Raw genomic sequence first — 18,070 nt, 5'->3', positions numbered from 1 at the left:
TAGATGTGCAAACTTCTAATAAGAACGCACATATAAGCCCGTCCATCATGCAAAAAAACATCACCTCTCTCGGCTCGCTGAACTGGGACGACCTCAAGTTTTTCCTCGAAGTCGCCCGTACCCGCAAGGCCAGCACCGCGGCCAAACGCCTGGCGGTGGACTACACCACCGTGTCGCGGCGGATCAGTTCGCTGGAAGCGGCGCTCGGCACTTTGCTGTTCGAAAAGTCGCGCACCAGCGGTTTCGTGCTGACTGCCGAAGGCCAGCGCCTACTGAGTTATGCCGAGTCGATCGAAAGCACGCTGCACATGGCCTGCGAGCAGGTGTCCGGCTCCGGCGTCGCGCTTTCCGGACATGTGCGCATGGGCTGCACCGAAGGTTTCGGCAGCTTCTTCATCACCCCGCAACTGAGCCACTTCGTCGACGCCTACCCGGCGATTTCGGTGGATATCCTGCCGCTGCCGCACTTCATCAGCCTGTCCAAACGCGAGGCCGACATCGTCATCGCCCTCGAACGCCCGGAACACGGCCCGTACGTATGCTGCAAACTCTGCGACTACCGCTTGCAGCTGTACGCGACCCAGGAATATCTCGACAAACACCCACCGATCCGCCGCCCCGCCGACCTGGGCAAGCATCAATTCATCAGTTACGTGGATGACCTGGCGTTCAGCTCGGAGCTGCTGTATCTGGCGAATGTGTTGCCCGGCGCCAGCGCCAATTTGCGCAGCACCAGCGTGATTGCACAGTTCGTGGCGGCGCAGCAAGGGAGGTCGCTGGCGATTCTGCCGTGCTTCCTCGCGGCACAGGATCCGCGCCTGTTGCCGGTGCTGCCGGAGGAAATCGACATCACCCGGCAGTTCTGGATGTACTGCCGGGAGGATCTTCGGAAGTTGAAACGGATCACCCTTTTGTGGGATTACATCCGTGAGGTGACCGAGCGCAATCAGGGTCTGTTGATGGGTGAGACCCGCGAAATGCAGTTCGCCGATTAATCGGCGCTGACCACAATCGACACCCGGCGGTTTTCGGTGCGGCCGGCGGCAGTGTCGTTGGAGGCGACCGGTTCACGGCTACCGAGGCCTTGCAGCTGGATGTTCTCTTCCTTCATGCCGACCGAGGTCAGCACTTTGCCGACGCTTTTCGCGCGACGCAGTGACAGCTGCTGGTTGTAGGTTTCCTTGCCGGAAGCGTCGGTGTGGCCATCGACCCGCACCCGCTCGATGCCGACACCCAGCAACGCTTTGCCGATACGCTCGACGATTTCGGTACTTTGCTTGTTCAGGCTTTCGACATCGCTGCCAAACAACACTTTGCCCGACAGGCCGAACTCCCAGCCATCATCGGTCAACTCGAAGCCTTGCTGCTTGAGGACCGCAACCTGGGCTGGCGTCAGGCCTTTTTGCGGGGCGGTCTGGCAACCGGTCAGGGCCAGCATGGCCGTCAGCAACAGGGTGGAAAACAGTCGAAAGGAAAGTGAGAACACGGGCATCAGCTCCTGGTTTGAACGGGATCGACCGGGTGCTCCGACCCGGCCGTGGATTGGGCGCCGCGCGACAAACGCTTGGCTTGATACATCGCGGCATCGGCCGCATCGAGCAAGGTGCCGGGCGTGACGCCATGATCGGGGTAAACCGCGATGCCGATACTGAGCGACGTCACGACACTGCTGTCGCCGGGCAGTGCGATCGGGGTGTCCATGCTGGCGAGGATCTTGTCGGCAATGCGCTCGGCGTCTTCGGTCTTGTGCAAGGGCGTGAGCAGAACGGCGAACTCGTCACCGCCCAGACGCGCCACCAGATCCTCTTCACGCAACTGCGCCCGCACCCGATTCGCCACCGCCACCAGCACCGCGTCACCGGCGGCATGACCGAAGTTGTCGTTGATGTCCTTGAAGCGGTCGCTGTCGAGAAACAGCACCGCCACGCGCTCGTTCAGTTTGTGGGCGCTGCGTAGCGCACGAATCAGGCGGCCTTCGAAAAAGGCCCGGTTCGGCAATCCGGTGAGACTGTCGTGGCTGGCCTGGTGGGCGAGGGTTTCGTTCTCGCTTTGCAGGTGGGTTTGCCAGTCTTCGAGTTCATCGAGCAAGGCATTGAAGTCATTGCCGAGGTTGTCCAGTTCGGCAATCTTCGCCCGTGGCACCCGTCGATCCAGTGCCCGCTCGCTGCGGGCCGCATGCGCCACCGCCGCCAGGCTGTGCAACGGGCCGATGATCCTGCGCAACTGACGCTGCGCCAGGTACAGCGCGACCCAGGCGCTGATCGCCGTGCAGAGAATGATCCCCGCTAGACCGCTCAACAGAAAGCGCATCAGGCTGCCGCCGTGACCGATCAGCAAAATGCGCCCGATCTCGCGATCCTGATGGAGGATCGGCAGGCTGATGGGTTTTTCCAGAATGACCCGCGCAACCTGCATCTCCAGTTCGGAAAACAGACCGTTCTCCGGACGCTGCCAGCGCGCGATCAACTGGCCCTGAGTGTCCAGCACCTGGGCATCGGCCACTTCTTCGGTCGAGGCGATCAATGCCAGCGCTTCGGTCGCGGCGGCCTTGTCGTTGAACACCACGGCAGCTTCCACCGTGTAACTGATAGAGCGGGCGATCAAGTGCAGGTTGTGATCGGCATAGACCCGTAGCGCCAACACCCCAAGCAGCGTCAGCGACACACTGGCCATTGCCACGGCGACCAGCGCCACAATCAGGTTGCCACGGCCGATGACCGAGCCGAGGGTCGGGCGCCCTGTGGATTGGTCGTGTCTCATGGCACCGCCGGTTTGCGACGCGACAACTGCAGCACGCTGGGATGAATACGCACGCCGCTGCGGGCGACGGAGTCGAGATTGACCTCGAACGACACTTGCTCATCGCCGACCCGCAGGCAGAACAGGCTGCCGACCGTGCATTGATCACCGCCTTCGCTGATGCTCAGCACCGGATGGCCGATAAGGGACGCGAACAGCCGGCTGCGTTCGTCGGTCGTGAGTTTGCCGATGTAGACGGCGTCGCACTCGCTGACGATGGCCGGATTGTCGGCCAACAGTCGACGCAAGATGACCGAACGCCCCGTGGCCTGGGTCGTACCCTTGACCAGGTCGTCGGTGTATTCGGTCGGGCCGACGATGCACAAACGCAACTGCGCCGGCTCTACCGGCCAGCGCGCGTAACTGAGGATACCGAGGACAACCTGAGTGACGGATTTGGCCCGCTGTTCGGCCATGCCCACCGGAGTCTGAGTCTGGGCAGCGGCCACACCCGTGAGCAAACAGAGCACACCGGCAAGCAACGCCCGCTTGCAGCCAACTACGCGCTCTGTCGCCCAGACAGCCACCTTCATGCAGGGATTCTCTTGGATCGTTACGAAATGATGCCGCAACGATAGCACAGCGTTGGAACGCCAGCGATACAGCGACCTCTGACCGGTCGGTCAATTACCGGCGGCAATCGAAGGCACCTTCATCCTTTATGCGACGTCCCTTCTTCCAGTTCCAGCATCAGTCCACTCAGGCGCTTCACCTTGCGCTGCACCGCGTCTTCAAACACGCCGCTCCGAGGCTCGATCAAGGTGAACCAATCCTTGGCCCGGGTAATTCCGGTGTAGATCAGCTCCTTGGTCAACACGGGATTCAGGGCGTCCGGCAGGATCAGCGCGGTATGGGCAAACTCCGAGCCCTGCGACTTGTGCACAGTCATCGCATAGACGGTCTCGACATCGTTGAGCCGGCTCGGCAACACGAAACGTACCCCGCCGCGCCCGTCGTTACGCGGGAACGCCACTCGCAACACCGACTTACCGGCATCCGGCCCATCGCGCTCGGGCAGTTTCAGGGCGATACCGATGTCACCGTTCATCAGCCCCAGACCGTAGTCATTTCGGGTCATCAGCACCGGCCGGCCTTCGTACCATTGCTGGTCGCTTTCGATCAGCCGCGCCTTGAGCAACGCGTCGGTGATGCGCTGGTTCAGCCCCTCGACACCCCATGGCCCTTTGCGCACTGCGCACAACAGCTGGAAGGTATCGAAGGCCCGCAGGACGTCACGCGCCCAATTGACCCAACCCGGGTTCTCGAGCGGCATTCCGCTCGCCGGACGTCGATCGCGCAAGACGCTCAGATAGTGTCGATAACCGTGAGGGCCTACGCCGTGCCCATCGAGCACCAGGTGCTCAAGTTTCCGGTCGTGCTCGTTCTGAAGCGGCAACGAAAACACATCTCCATGAGTCTTGACTTCCAGCAACTGCCGAGCCTCGTCCGGGAGTTGCTGATTCACCCGCCGCGCCAGTTGGCCGATGCCGCTGCCCTCGCCGAAACGCCGCGAGTGACGCAACATCACCACTTGCTGGGCCAGCGGATGCGAGCCGTCAGAGCCTTCGTGCAAGCCGCTGTCCTGCAGGGATTCGCCGCTCACCTGTTCCAGCCACTGGCGAGTCTGCGGACTGTACCAACCGGCTTCGGCATCGCGGCACAAATCTCCCAGCACCGCCCCCGCCTCCACAGAGGCCAGTTGATCCTTGTCGCCCAGCAACACCAATCGGGCATGAGGCGGCAAGGCATCGAGCAGGTTGGCCATCATTTCCAGGTCGATCATGGACGCTTCATCGACCACCAGAACGTCCAGGGGCAGACGGTTACCGGCATGGTGGCGAAAGTGCCGCGTGCCGGGACGACTGCCGAGCAGGCGGTGCACCGTGGTCACCTCGGTCGGAATTTTTTCCCGGACGCTGTCAGCGACCTTCAGCGATTGCACCTGCTGACTGATGGACTCCGTCAGTCGCGCCGCCGCTTTACCGGTAGGCGCCGCGAGGCGGATGCGCAATGGCTGGTGCGCCTCGACCGCAGGTGCCTGGAGCAACGCCAGCAAACGGACCACCGTCGTCGTCTTGCCGGTACCTGGACCGCCCGTGATGATGCTGAAGGCACTTCGGGTGGCCAGGGCGCAGGCGAGCTTCTGCCAGTCGATGACATCCGGACGCTGCGCCGGATCGAACAGTGCGTCCAGCCGCCGAGCAAGATCGGATGGTGTCGCTTCCTGCTCCGCGAGACGCTGACGCAATGCGCTGTCGATACGCCGCTCGTAGGCCCAATAGCGCCGCAAGTACAAGCGCTTGCCGGACAACACCAGCGGGCGCTCCTGAGCCGACGCACCTTCGTCGGCGGCCAGTGCCACCAGCGAACTGCCGGCCAGTACTTTGCACCAATGCGCACCGTCGAGGGTTTCGAGCAACTGCGATGGCAGCAGCAATACGCCGGGTTGTGCGTCCCCCTCCGGAGGCAGTGACAGCGCGAAATCCGGCGCCTTGAGGGTTTCGAACAGATCCAGGCACACATGACCATGGCCGAGCTGGTGACTGGTCAATGCGGCGGCGAGCAACACCAGCGGATCGACATCGGGTGCCAACTCATGAAGAAAGGCCACGAATGCCTTGTCCAGTGCCCGCAACCAGCCACGCTCGACCCATTGGGTCAGCAACAGCAACAGATCATCGGCACGGGTCAGGGGCGTCAGTTGCGCGAGGCTTTCGGCGGTCAGCGGCGTTGGCAGCAGGTCGGCGAATGTCCGGTTCATAGCAGTACTCCCTGTTCCCACGCGGGCTCGGCCTTGGGTTGCGGTTTGCCCTGGAACATGAGGTCCAGACGTTCGATCAGCTCCCTAGGTGGTCGCGCGAAGTAAACGCCACCGCCAGGGGCCCGTGTCCCACGCAGGAACAGGTACAACGCGCCGCCGATATGCCGGTCGTAGTCGTAGTCGGCAAGCCGCGCCTTGAGCTGGCGATGCAAGGCCAACAGGTACAGCACGTATTGCAGGTCGTAACGGTTGTCGAGAATCGACTGCTCCATGGCCCGTTCGGTGTACGCGGCGTCATCGACACCCAGCCAGTTGGACTTGTAATCGGCCACGTAGTAACGGCCCTCGTGCTCGAACGTCAGGTCGATAAAGCCTTTGAACATGCCATTGAGCTGCACCGCTTCAGCGCCGACCCGGGCCACACCGTTGTGGGTGAATTGACGTACCTGCTCGTCGAGCTTGAGTACGTCGACCTTGTGGCTGGCGAACCAGAATTCCATCTCGACCCGATATTGCTTCAATTGCTCGAGAACCACTGGCGGTTGGTCGAGGCCCGCTGGCAGTGGCAGTTTGAGCAAGTGCTGCAACCAGTCGCCGAGGGCAGTGATCCAGCCTTCCCAGCCCCGTCGATTGCAACGCCGTGCAATCGCATCGTCCAGCGAATCGCGGGTGACCGCGAACCCCTCCTCCCCTGCCCACTCCAGCAAACCATGAAGAAACGTTCCCGGATTCGGCCCGCGAGGGAAGCGGTGAATGTCAGCCCCGCCGGCGATGATCTCGCGCGGAGCTTCAGGATTGAGGCGTTCGTCGTCGAACAGCTTTTGCGCTTGCGGACTGTCAGGAGCTTCGTCATTGCCGACGCTCAGCACGTCACTGATGCGCAAGGCACTGTACGACGCGATCCACCAGTTCTCGCTGGCCCTGCGGCTCGGCAGAAGGGTGGCTCGTAATGTGGCCTCATTCCGCGGAGGCTGGTACTCCTCGCTGGTGGCTTCTGGCATTTCAAAAACGCTCAGCGCCGAACAATCCTGTTGCAGATCGTCCAGCCAACGGGCCAATCCGCTGGATTCATTCAACGAAGCGCCGCCACCCAGCAGATAGCCCAGTGCAGAAAGATGCAGCACCGAACTGCTGTGATTGCCGCGCTTGAGATCCGTCACCCCGAGCCAGCACGCATGCTGTGCACGGGTCAGCGCAACGTAGAGCAAACGCAGATCCTCCGCCAGGCGCTCGTTGTCCGCCAGGGCGATCAATTCGGCGTCGGGCTTCAGACTGATGCGAGCCTTGCCGGACTCATCGTGGTAATGCAGCGGCAATCGACTGCCATCCACGGGTTTGGCCGAGCAGATGAAAGGCAGGAACACCAACGGGTATTCAAGCCCCTTGGACTTGTGAATGGTCACGACCTTGACCAGTTGCTCGTCGCTCTCAAGACGCAGGATCTGCTCTTCACCTGCCTGCCCGGACAATGCCAGATGCTCGGCCAGATGGCGGATCAGTGCCTGCTCGCCATCGAGTTCCGACGCGGCCTGTTGCAACAGCTCCGACAGGTGCAACAGGTTGGTCAGCACCCGCTCGCCATCACTGCGGGCAATGAGCATCTGCGGCAGTTGAAAGTCGTGCAGCAGGCGCCGCAACATCGGCAGCACCCCCTGCTTGCGCCAGAGTTCACGATATCCACGGAACTGCATGACCCGGGTTTCCCAGACCAGCTCGTCCTGATTCAGACGCTCCAGCTCAGCCAATGGCAGATTCAGTGTGATGCACGCCAGCGCCGCTTTCAGGGAGCGTTCGACATCCGGCTCGGCGCACGCCTTGAGCCACGACAACAGGTCATGGGCTTCCTGTGCGGCAAAGACCGAGTCCTTGTCCGACAGATAAACGCTGCGGACTCCGCGCGCTGCAAGCTCACCGCGTACCGCCTGCGCCTCTTTACCATCGCGCACCAGGATCGCAATGTCCGCTGGCCGCAGCCCACGCCAATCCTTGCCGTCCTGCGCAAACCCGGCACGACCGGTTTGCCCGCCATTGAGCAGAGTCGTGATCTCACTGGCGCAGGCCGCCGCCAACTGCTGGCGATAAACCGCCCCGGACAGTGGTTTGTCGGTGGATAAATGCCAGATGTTCAGCGCCGGTACGTCCAGCCCGGATACCTGCAAATGTTCTTTACGACCCTGAGCCTCCACAGGCTGGAACGGCACCGGGTTATCGCCACTTTTCTGTCGGAACAGAAATGCTCCGCGCCCTTGCTCACGGGACTCGGCACGTTCGAAAACATGGTTGACCGCACTGACCATCCCGTGACTGGAACGGAAGTTGGTGCCCAGGGTATGCAGGCGTCCGGTTGTGGCCTGGCGGGCTCGCAGATAGGTGTAGATGTCCGCGCCACGGAAGGCATAGATCGCCTGCTTGGGGTCGCCAATCAGGAACAGCCCGGTCTCGAGGTTATTCTCTTCAATGCGATAGATGCTTTCGAAGATCCGGTACTGCACCGGGTCCGTGTCCTGGAACTCATCGATCAGGGCGACCGGGAACTGCTCGCGGATGAGCGTGGCGAGCCGCTCCCCACCGTCGGATTGCAAGGCCGAGTCCAGACGCAATAGCATGTCGTCGAAACCCATTTCGGCTCGACGGCGCTTCTCGTCTTCAAAGCGGGCACCGACCCATTTGGCAGCATGCTGCAGCACGGCCGCATCGGGCGTCGGCAAATTGTCGAGGCTCGACTTGAGCACAGGCATGGCATCCAGGCCCGGGTGACTCGGCGGCTCGCCCTTCCAGGCTTCAGCCATGCCCTCCGGCGTGAGCCTGGCGAACCCGGTGCCGATATCCAGTTGCTCGAACGACTCGTCCTCGGCCCAGGCCTTGAGCTTTTCGAACCAGGGTTCGAAATAGCGGGCTTGCATCTTGCGCCCGTCCACGGTTTTGTTGGCGACGCCCTGATGACAGATCGCGAGCAACTCATCGGCCCACTGCCGCCATGGTCCCTTCAACTCCACCAATGCCGCACGGCGTTCCTGCAGGCATTCTTCGATCAGCTCGGAGGGGGTCTTGTCAGAGTCCGCTTCGCGCTCGGTGCCAAACAGCCCACGCACTCGCGGTAACAGGGCCGCCGGACCTCCCCAGTGACTGCGGACCCAGCTCAATGCATCGCCCTGCATCGGATAGCAGAACAGCCGCCAATAATCGCGCAGCACTTCGCCGAGCAGGTCGCTGTGATCGGTTTCCAGGGTCTGGGTAAACAGACTGCCGCTGTCGAACGCATGCTCGCGCAACATTCGCTGACACCAACTGTGGATCGTCGAAACGGCGGCTTCGTCCATCCATTGCGCGGCGATATCCAGGCGGTTCGCGCAACCGGGCCATTGTTGCGGATCGAACTCTGCACGCAGTTCATCGATCAGCGCATCAGGGGGAGGCGTCTCGTCACGAAAGAAACGGGCGGCCTCGGCCAGACGCGTGCGTATGCGCTCGCGCAGCTCTTTGGTGGCCGCGTCGGTGAAGGTCACCACGAGAATCTGCGGGGGCAACAGCTCTCGACCGAAACCACTCGCCTCGCCTCCGTGGCCGAGGATCAACCGCAGATACAACGCCGAAATGGTAAAGGTCTTGCCAGTGCCCGCACTGGCTTCAATCAGTTGACTGCCTCTTAACGGGAATGCCAGCGCGAGCGGCTGTTGGTTGCTCATGCGCCTGCCTCCTCGTGGGTCCATGACCGCCACGGTGCCTCAAGCAAAGGGCGATACAGTGCATCACACCAACCGGAGAAGGTTTCATCCGCTTGCAGTGCATCGTAGTCGGCGAATTGTCGAGCCAGAGCCGGGCTTTCGCGTCGTTCGCCTTCGCTGGTCTGACCATCACCCTCATAGGCTTTGCGGGCAGCCGCTTCAGCCTTGACCGGATCGGTCTGACCCAGCCATGCGAAAGCAGTTTTCACCGCGACCGGCAGTGGCTGGCGCATGCCCGTCTGCCAGGCGAGCAGCAGATCCTCGAGAATTCGTCTCGCCCGGATCTGCTCCAGAGGTTCAAGAAGGAGCGTGTCATCGCTGGCCACCAGTGCGGTCGTCAGGGAAAGTCCACTGGCACACGCGGCAAGATGGCTGACCCAGGGCTTGGTCATGCGGTGCCATTTGCGGTTCTTGATCGAGCCAATGCTGTTGGGGATTGTTGTGACCGACAGTACGCCGCCATCGGCGCGCCGGTGCAAACCTCCCAGCCATCCTTCAAGACGCAGTTCCTGCCATTCAAAATTGATCGGTAAAGCGTTGATCAGGGGGGTTGGCCATAGCGCCAACAGCTGTTGATAGCGTTGCAACAAGTCTGGCAAAGGCTCGATCAGCTCTCGCTGAAGGCACTCACCGAACCCGGCCATGGGCAGCAGTCCGCTGTTTTGCAGGCGTCGGGCTTGAGACTCGAGCGCCTGATCAACATTGTCCGGGTGCCTCATGGCTGCCCCGAGCAAGCTGTCGCTGAGCATGTATCGCTGCAACGCATCCAGCACAAAGGGCTCCTCATCAGCCTGAGGTATCTGCGCCGCTTCGAAGTAAACCTTGAGTCGCTGAGTGAAAAAGTGTCGGACCGGATTGCGCAGGAAGTCCTGCAGCAGTTCCAGACTCAACGGCTCCTCCTGGACATGGGGGGCAAGCATTGTTGCGACGTCATTCTGTTCGTGAGGTTGATGCAGCACCTGCCATTCGCTGGCGTAGCTGAACAGCTTGTCTTCCTCATGGAAGTAGCGCGAACTGAATGGCTGCAACGGATGCTCCTGAGTCATGGCAATCAGGAGATCTTCGTTGTCGTCGACCGATCGCCATCCATTGGCGAGATGATCGCGCAACTGGCCGATCAACACAGAGGCTGGCCGCTCACTGTTGTCGCGAATGCTGCGGCCGACCCAACTGATGTAGAGCTGATGACGGGCGGACAAGAGCGCTTCGAGCAGAAGATAGCGATCATCTTCCCGACGGGAGCGATCTCCCGGCCGGTAATCACTGCCCATGAGGTCGAAGTCCAGCGGCGGTTGAGCGCGTGGATAATCGCCATCGTTCATGCCCAACAGGCAAACCAGCCTGAACGGGATCGCGCGCATCGGCATCAGCGTGCAAAAATTCACAGCTCCCGCCAGGAAGCGCTGCGACAGACGCCCCTGATCCAGCCCCGCCAGCCAGGCCTCGCGAACGACGGTCAGTGGCAGCTCATCAAGCAGACCGACGGCCTCGCAGGTTTCCAGCCAGGTTTCGCGCAACTCCTCGAGTTGAGCCAGCAGGTAGTCGTCATGCTCATCTTCGGACTTGAAAAACAGTTGCATCAACGCCTGAAGCCTATGCCCCCATTCCTGTGGTTGAGCGGGTTTCATCAGTTGCTGATGCGAGAGCTCCAGAGCATCCAGCAACGCTACCAACGGGCCAATCAACGCAGCATCGAGACCACCGATTTCATCGTAGGGTTCGATATCCCCACAAGCACCGGAACTGCCGACCGCATAACCGAGCAACATCCGACGCAGGCCGAAGCGCCAACTGTTTTGCTCCAGCTCATCGGGTAACCCCAGATCGGCCCGTTGCCCCGCATCGATTCCCCAACGCACGCCGGCACCTTCGATCCAGCGATGCAGGGTAGGCAAGTCTCGTTCCTGCACACCAAACCTGGCGCGTAACGCAGGGACGTCGAGCAAGTCGAGGATTTCACTGACGGGGAAACGACTGTCCGGCAGCTTGAGCAGATGTTCGACAGCGATCAGTAATGGATCCCGTCCGCGCTGCCCCTGATCGGCCATGGTGAAAGGAATGAAGCGTGGGTCCTGACGATCCAGTTGCCCAAATACGGCGCGAATATGCGGCGCGTAACTGTCGATGTCAGGCACCATCACGATCACGTCGCGAGGGCGTAATTGAGGGTTGGCACTGAAACGGGCCAGGAGCTGGTCGTGAAGAATCTCCACTTCGCGCTGGGCGCTATGGGCAATGTGAAAGCGGATCGAATCGTCTTGAGTCAGATCGACTGCCGGCCAGAGCGCTCGAGTCTCGCTGAGCGGCCGCAGCTCCAGAATGTCGTCCTGTAACTGATTAAGCATGTTCTTTGGCTGGGTTTCGCTGAACAGATCGATACGTCCATTGCGAAATGCTGCGCGATAGCTGTCCGGCTCGTCGTAGCTGTCGAGTAGGTTGATGTAATCGCGACCTTGCTTGCCCCACGCGGCGAGGAGCGGGTGAGCATGTTGGTGGAGTGATTCCGAATCCAGTACCACGGGCATGCCGTTTTTTCGGGCTTGCCGCTTGTACTGATGGCGCAAGAGATCCTTGTCGGCAACGATATCGGCCCAGTGATAACGACAGGGGTTATGGACGCACAACAAAACCTGGCTGAAACGGGAAAGCCCGGCCAATGCTTCCAATACCTGTGCAGGCAACGAGGAAATTCCGAAAACGATCACTCGCTGGGGAAGTCCGGTCGGTGCGCGTTCAAGACTGTTGATGCGCTCCATGAACCGCTGGTGCACGCCCGCCCGACTTTGGGCCATGCCTTGCTCGCCCACATCGTCCAGCAGGGCGCGCCACAATTCTGCCTGCCAGCAACTGGTCGGTGAGAGCGGCTTCGCTTCACCTCTTACATTGCGGAGTTGATGATGCCCCTCTGCCCAGTCCTCAAGCCAATCAGCGCGGTAAACCTGGTATTGGTCGAAGAGGTCTGCCAGACGTTCGGACAACTGGTAGCGTTTGCGTAGATCGGTGTCATGGGTGAGAAAGCGCTGTAGCGGTTCGAAATGCGGACGGTTGATAACCTGTGGCAACAGGCGCATCAGGCGCCAGGTCAGCGGCGCCTTGTCGAGCAGCGACTTTGCTGGAATTTCCTCTCGTCCCAGCACCATCCGGTATAGCTGCCACATGAAACTGCCCGGCAGTTGCGCATCAATGGCGGCGGCGATCCCACAGCCGCCTGAATCGTCCGCTTCAGGGTCCTCAGCCAGTGCCAGCTTGAGCCATTGAGCGATGCCGTTGCTCTGCACGAGCGCAATTTCGTTCTCCAGGGGTGCCAGTGGATAGCGCCGCATGATGCTGATCACAAGGCTGCGCAGTTCATCCAGGCTGTTGCTCTGAACGACCATGAATGCAGCGTTGAGGGACTGGGTGTCCGGCATGAAGGCTTCCTTGGAAAAGTACAAAAGCTAGGGCTGAACCTTAGCATTGTCGGCCGGCGAGGACAGCCGCAAGGCGGCTGAGAATGCTGTAAGAACTTTCCTGCGGACAAAACAAAACCCCAACTGCTTTCGCAATTGGGGTTTCGGAATTTAATCTTGACGATGACCTACTCTCACATGGGGAAACCCCACACTACCATCGGCGATGCATCGTTTCACTTCTGAGTTCGGGATGGGATCAGGTGGTTCCAACGCTCTATGGTCGTCAAGAAATTCGGGTACTGAGTCGTGGCCAGATGGCCTCGCTTCAGCAAATTGGGTATGTGACAGCTTTCGGTGTTTTGTGAGCGTCGAACTTTCGGTTCATTGCGTCTTCACACACCGCAATCTGGCCTTTCGACTCAAATTGCTTGGGTGTTATATGGTCAAGCCTCACGGGCAATTAGTATTGGTTAGCTCAACGCCTCACAGCGCTTACACACCCAACCTATCAACGTCGTAGTCTTCGACGGCCCTTCAGGGAACTCAAGGTTCCAGTGAGATCTCATCTTGAGGCAAGTTTCCCGCTTAGATGCTTTCAGCGGTTATCTTTCCCGAACATAGCTACCCGGCAATGCCACTGGCGTGACAACCGGAACACCAGAGGTTCGTCCACTCCGGTCCTCTCGTACTAGGAGCAGCCCCTCTCAAATCTCAAACGTCCACGGCAGATAGGGACCGAACTGTCTCACGACGTTCTAAACCCAGCTCGCGTACCACTTTAAATGGCGAACAGCCATACCCTTGGGACCGGCTTCAGCCCCAGGATGTGATGAGCCGACATCGAGGTGCCAAACACCGCCGTCGATATGAACTCTTGGGCGGTATCAGCCTGTTATCCCCGGAGTACCTTTTATCCGTTGAGCGATGGCCCTTCCATACAGAACCACCGGATCACTAAGACCTACTTTCGTACCTGCTCGACGTGTCTGTCTCGCAGTCAAGCGCGCTTTTGCCTTTATACTCTACGACCGATTTCCGACCGGTCTGAGCGCACCTTCGTACTCCTCCGTTACTCTTTAGGAGGAGACCGCCCCAGTCAAACTACCCACCATACACTGTCCTCGATCCGGATAACGGACCTGAGTTAGAACCTCAAAGTTGCCAGGGTGGTATTTCAAGGATGGCTCCACGCGAACTGGCGTCCACGCTTCAAAGCCTCCCACCTATCCTACACAAGCAAATTCAAAGTCCAGTGCAAAGCTATAGTAAAGGTTCACGGGGTCTTTCCGTCTAGCCGCGGATACACTGCATCTTCACAGCGATTTCAATTTCACTGAGTCTCGGGTGGAGACAGCGCCGCCATCGTTACGCCATTCGTGCAGGTCGGAACTTACCCGACAAGGAATTTCGCTACCTTAGGACCGTTATAGTTACGGCCGCCGTTTACCGGGGCTTCGATCAAGAGCTTCGCGTTAGCTAACCCCATCAATTAACCTTCCGGCACCGGGCAGGCGTCACACCCTATACGTCCACTTTCGTGTTTGCAGAGTGCTGTGTTTTTAATAAACAGTCGCAGCGGCCTGGTATCTTCGACCGGCGTGAGCTTACGCAGCAAGTGCTTCACCCTCACCGGCGCACCTTCTCCCGAAGTTACGGTGCCATTTTGCCTAGTTCCTTCACCCGAGTTCTCTCAAGCGCCTTGGTATTCTCTACCCAACCACCTGTGTCGGTTTGGGGTACGGTTCCTGGTTATCTGAAGCTTAGAAGCTTTTCTTGGAAGCATGGCATCAACCACTTCGTCGCCTAAAGGCAACTCGTCATCAGCTCTCGGCCTTAGAATCCCGGATTTACCTAAGATTCCAGCCTACCACCTTAAACTTGGACAACCAACGCCAAGCTGGCCTAGCCTTCTCCGTCCCTCCATCGCAATAACCAGAAGTACAGGAATATTAACCTGTTTTCCATCGACTACGCTTTTCAGCCTCGCCTTAGGGACCGACTAACCCTGCGTCGATTAACGTTGCGCAGGAAACCTTGGTCTTTCGGCGTGGGTGTTTTTCACACCCATTGTCGTTACTCATGTCAGCATTCGCACTTCTGATACCTCCAGCAAGCTTCTCAACTCACCTTCACAGGCTTACAGAACGCTCCTCTACCGCATCACTTACGTGATACCCGTAGCTTCGGTGTATGGTTTGAGCCCCGTTACATCTTCCGCGCAGGCCGACTCGACTAGTGAGCTATTACGCTTTCTTTAAAGGGTGGCTGCTTCTAAGCCAACCTCCTAGCTGTCTAAGCCTTCCCACATCGTTTCCCACTTAACCATAACTTTGGGACCTTAGCTGACGGTCTGGGTTGTTTCCCTTTTCACGACGGACGTTAGCACCCGCCGTGTGTCTCCCATGCTCGGCACTTGTAGGTATTCGGAGTTTGCATCGGTTTGGTAAGTCGGGATGACCCCCTAGCCGAAACAGTGCTCTACCCCCTACAGTGATACATGAGGCGCTACCTAAATAGCTTTCGAGGAGAACCAGCTATCTCCGAGCTTGATTAGCCTTTCACTCCGATCCACAGGTCATCCGCTAACTTTTCAACGGTAGTCGGTTCGGTCCTCCAGTCAGTGTTACCTAACCTTCAACCTGCCCATGGATAGATCGCCCGGTTTCGGGTCTATTCCCAGCGACTAGACGCCCTATTAAGACTCGCTTTCGCTACGCCTCCCCTATTCGGTTAAGCTCGCCACTGAAAATAAGTCGCTGACCCATTATACAAAAGGTACGCAGTCACAGAACAAAGTCTGCTCCCACTGCTTGTACGCATACGGTTTCAGGATCTATTTCACTCCCCTCTCCGGGGTTCTTTTCGCCTTTCCCTCACGGTACTAGTTCACTATCGGTCAGTCAGTAGTATTTAGCCTTGGAGGATGGTCCCCCCATATTCAGACAAAGTTTCTCGTGCTCCGTCCTACTCGATTTCATGACTAAGAGATTTTCGCGTACAGGGCTATCACCCACTATGGCCGCACTTTCCAGAGCGTTCCGCTAATCTCAAAGCCACTTAAGGGCTAGTCCCCGTTCGCTCGCCACTACTAAGGGAATCTCGGTTGATTTCTTTTCCTCAGGGTACTTAGATGTTTCAGTTCCCCTGGTTCGCCTCTTGCACCTATGTATTCAGTACAAGATAACCATCTTGTGATGGCTGGGTTCCCCCATTCAGACATCTCCGGATCAAAGTCTGTTTGCCGACTCCCCGAAGCTTTTCGCAGGCTACCACGTCTTTCATCGCCTCTGACTGCCAAGGCATCCACCGTATGCGCTTCTTCACTTGACCATATAACCCCAAGCAATCTGGTTATACTGTGAAGACGACATTCGCCGAAAATTCGAATTTCTCAATTAAGAGAACTCACAAATTTTACCTTAGCCTGATCACCACCAGTGAAAGTGGATCTCAGTCTATCTTTCTATCACATACCCAAATTTTTAAAGAACGAACCAGTCAAAGACTAGAAATCAACATTCACCATCACAGCGATGGAATGCTCATTTCTAAGCTCTTACTTCAGAAGCAGTAGTGGTGGAGCCAAGCGGGATCGAACCGCTGACCTCCTGCGTGCAAGGCAGGCGCTCTCCCAGCTGAGCTATGGCCCCGTATTTCTACAGGCGTTTCCCACACAAAATTGGTGGGTCTGGGCAGATTCGAACTGCCGACCTCACCCTTATCAGGGGTGCGCTCTAACCAACTGAGCTACAGACCCAATTTCGGGCTGCTTCTTTCGTCTTCTTCAATGAATCAAGCAATTCGTGTGGGAACTTATGGAGCAGCTGATGTCGTCGATTAAGGAGGTGATCCAGCCGCAGGTTCCCCTACGGCTACCTTGTTACGACTTCACCCCAGTCATGAATCACACCGTGGTAACCGTCCTCCCGAAGGTTAGACTAGCTACTTCTGGTGCAACCCACTCCCATGGTGTGACGGGCGGTGTGTACAAGGCCCGGGAACGTATTCACCGCGACATTCTGATTCGCGATTACTAGCGATTCCGACTTCACGCAGTCGAGTTGCAGACTGCGATCCGGACTACGATCGGTTTTATGGGATTAGCTCCACCTCGCGGCTTGGCAACCCTTTGTACCGACCATTGTAGCACGTGTGTAGCCCAGGCCGTAAGGGCCATGATGACTTGACGTCATCCCCACCTTCCTCCGGTTTGTCACCGGCAGTCTCCTTAGAGTGCCCACCATAACGTGCTGGTAACTAAGGACAAGGGTTGCGCTCGTTACGGGACTTAACCCAACATCTCACGACACGAGCTGACGACAGCCATGCAGCACCTGTCTCAATGTTCCCGAAGGCACCAATCCATCTCTGGAAAGTTCATTGGATGTCAAGGCCTGGTAAGGTTCTTCGCGTTGCTTCGAATTAAACCACATGCTCCACCGCTTGTGCGGGCCCCCGTCAATTCATTTGAGTTTTAACCTTGCGGCCGTACTCCCCAGGCGGTCAACTTAATGCGTTAGCTGCGCCACTAAGAGCTCAAGGCTCCCAACGGCTAGTTGACATCGTTTACGGCGTGGACTACCAGGGTATCTAATCCTGTTTGCTCCCCACGCTTTCGCACCTCAGTGTCAGTATCAGTCCAGGTGGTCGCCTTCGCCACTGGTGTTCCTTCCTATATCTACGCATTTCACCGCTACACAGGAAATTCCACCACCCTCTACCATACTCTAGCTCGCCAGTTTTGGATGCAGTTCCCAGGTTGAGCCCGGGGATTTCACATCCAACTTAACGAACCACCTACGCGCGCTTTACGCCCAGTAATTCCGATTAACGCTTGCACCCTCTGTATTACCGCGGCTGCTGGCACAGAGTTAGCCGGTGCTTATTCTGTCGGTAACGTCAAAATTGCAGAGTATTAATCTACAACCCTTCCTCCCAACTTAAAGTGCTTTACAATCCGAAGACCTTCTTCACACACGCGGCATGGCTGGATCAGGCTTTCGCCCATTGTCCAATATTCCCCACTGCTGCCTCCCGTAGGAGTCTGGACCGTGTCTCAGTTCCAGTGTGACTGATCATCCTCTCAGACCAGTTACGGATCGTCGCCTTGGTGAGCCATTACCTCACCAACTAGCTAATCCGACCTAGGCTCATCTGATAGCGCAAGGCCCGAAGGTCCCCTGCTTTCTCCCGTAGGACGTATGCGGTATTAGCGTTCCTTTCGAAACGTTGTCCCCCACTACCAGGCAGATTCCTAGGCATTACTCACCCGTCCGCCGCTGAATCCAGGAGCAAGCTCCCTTCATCCGCTCGACTTGCATGTGTTAGGCCTGCCGCCAGCGTTCAATCTGAGCCATGATCAAACTCTTCAGTTCAAACATCTTTGGGTTTTT

7 protein-coding genes, 2 tRNA genes and 3 rRNA genes are annotated in these 18,070 nt (G+C 58.4%); 1 reads left to right on the top strand and 11 read right to left on the bottom strand.

The window, feature by feature from the left end:
* Nucleotides 1–47 precede the first annotated feature (47 nt).
* Nucleotides 48–995: a LysR family transcriptional regulator gene (locus KJY40_RS04585; protein ID WP_007953866.1), complete on the top strand. Its 948-nt coding sequence runs from the start codon at nucleotides 48–50 to the stop codon at nucleotides 993–995.
* Here KJY40_RS04585 and KJY40_RS04580 read toward each other — a convergent pair.
* The 11 genes from KJY40_RS04580 to KJY40_RS04530 form a co-directional block, all read right to left on the bottom strand.
* The gene (locus KJY40_RS04580) at nucleotides 992–1,492 is read right to left on the bottom strand and encodes an OmpA family protein (protein ID WP_170929403.1); all 501 of its coding nucleotides are present in this window, start codon (nucleotides 1,490–1,492) and stop codon (nucleotides 992–994) included. The genes KJY40_RS04585 and KJY40_RS04580 overlap by 4 nt on opposite strands.
* Nucleotides 1,492–2,760, bottom strand: a complete 1,269-nt coding sequence (locus KJY40_RS04575; protein WP_230735260.1) for a diguanylate cyclase domain-containing protein — start codon at nucleotides 2,758–2,760, stop codon at nucleotides 1,492–1,494. The genes KJY40_RS04580 and KJY40_RS04575 overlap by 1 nt, the downstream gene beginning before the upstream one ends.
* The gene (locus KJY40_RS04570) at nucleotides 2,757–3,332 is read right to left on the bottom strand and encodes a YfiR family protein (protein ID WP_230735257.1); all 576 of its coding nucleotides are present in this window, start codon (nucleotides 3,330–3,332) and stop codon (nucleotides 2,757–2,759) included. Before KJY40_RS04570 ends, KJY40_RS04575 begins: the two co-directional genes overlap by 4 nt.
* A 119-nt stretch (nucleotides 3,333–3,451) precedes the next feature.
* Nucleotides 3,452–5,560, bottom strand: a complete 2,109-nt coding sequence (gene recD, locus KJY40_RS04565) for an exodeoxyribonuclease V subunit alpha (protein WP_230735255.1) — start codon at nucleotides 5,558–5,560, stop codon at nucleotides 3,452–3,454.
* Nucleotides 5,557–9,246 (bottom strand): exodeoxyribonuclease V subunit beta, encoded by a 3,690-nt coding sequence (recB, locus tag KJY40_RS04560; RefSeq protein WP_230735252.1) that lies wholly within the window; start codon nucleotides 9,244–9,246, stop codon nucleotides 5,557–5,559. Before recB ends, recD begins: the two co-directional genes overlap by 4 nt.
* Nucleotides 9,243–12,695, bottom strand: coding sequence for an exodeoxyribonuclease V subunit gamma (gene recC / locus KJY40_RS04555; protein WP_230735249.1), 3,453 nt, complete (start codon nucleotides 12,693–12,695; stop codon nucleotides 9,243–9,245). The genes recB and recC overlap by 4 nt, the downstream gene beginning before the upstream one ends.
* A 154-nt stretch (nucleotides 12,696–12,849) precedes the next feature.
* Nucleotides 12,850–12,965, bottom strand: a 5S ribosomal RNA gene (rrf, locus tag KJY40_RS04550).
* 151 nt (nucleotides 12,966–13,116) lie between these two features.
* Nucleotides 13,117–16,007, bottom strand: a 23S ribosomal RNA gene (locus KJY40_RS04545).
* Between the two features lie 244 nt (nucleotides 16,008–16,251).
* Nucleotides 16,252–16,327: transfer RNA gene (locus tag KJY40_RS04540), tRNA-Ala, on the bottom strand.
* A 30-nt stretch (nucleotides 16,328–16,357) separates the two neighbouring features.
* Nucleotides 16,358–16,434 (bottom strand) — tRNA-Ile (locus KJY40_RS04535).
* Between the two features lie 81 nt (nucleotides 16,435–16,515).
* Nucleotides 16,516–18,052, bottom strand: a 16S ribosomal RNA gene (locus tag KJY40_RS04530).
* The 16S, 23S and 5S rRNA genes sit together here with 2 tRNA genes alongside, the layout of an rRNA operon.
* Nucleotides 18,053–18,070 lie beyond the last annotated feature (18 nt).

The organism is Pseudomonas fitomaticsae (assembly GCF_021018765.1).
Taxonomy (GTDB): domain Bacteria; phylum Pseudomonadota; class Gammaproteobacteria; order Pseudomonadales; family Pseudomonadaceae; genus Aquipseudomonas; species Aquipseudomonas fitomaticsae.
This window is presented reverse-complemented; position numbering and strand designations above follow the sequence as displayed.

Excerpts from the sequence above, each read along its gene's own strand:
- KJY40_RS04585 (WP_007953866.1), top strand. The coding sequence starts at position 48 with ATGCAAAAAAACATCACCTCTCTCGGCTCGCTGAACTGGGACGACCTC.
- recB (WP_230735252.1), bottom strand. The coding sequence starts at position 9,246 with ATGAGCAACCAACAGCCGCTCGCGCTGGCATTCCCGTTAAGAGGCAGT.
- recC (WP_230735249.1), bottom strand. The coding sequence starts at position 12,695 with ATGCCGGACACCCAGTCCCTCAACGCTGCATTCATGGTCGTTCAGAGC.
- KJY40_RS04575 (WP_230735260.1), bottom strand. The coding sequence starts at position 2,760 with ATGAGACACGACCAATCCACAGGGCGCCCGACCCTCGGCTCGGTCATC.
- KJY40_RS04580 (WP_170929403.1), bottom strand. The coding sequence starts at position 1,492 with ATGCCCGTGTTCTCACTTTCCTTTCGACTGTTTTCCACCCTGTTGCTG.
- KJY40_RS04570 (WP_230735257.1), bottom strand. The coding sequence starts at position 3,332 with ATGAAGGTGGCTGTCTGGGCGACAGAGCGCGTAGTTGGCTGCAAGCGG.
- recD (WP_230735255.1), bottom strand. The coding sequence starts at position 5,560 with ATGAACCGGACATTCGCCGACCTGCTGCCAACGCCGCTGACCGCCGAA.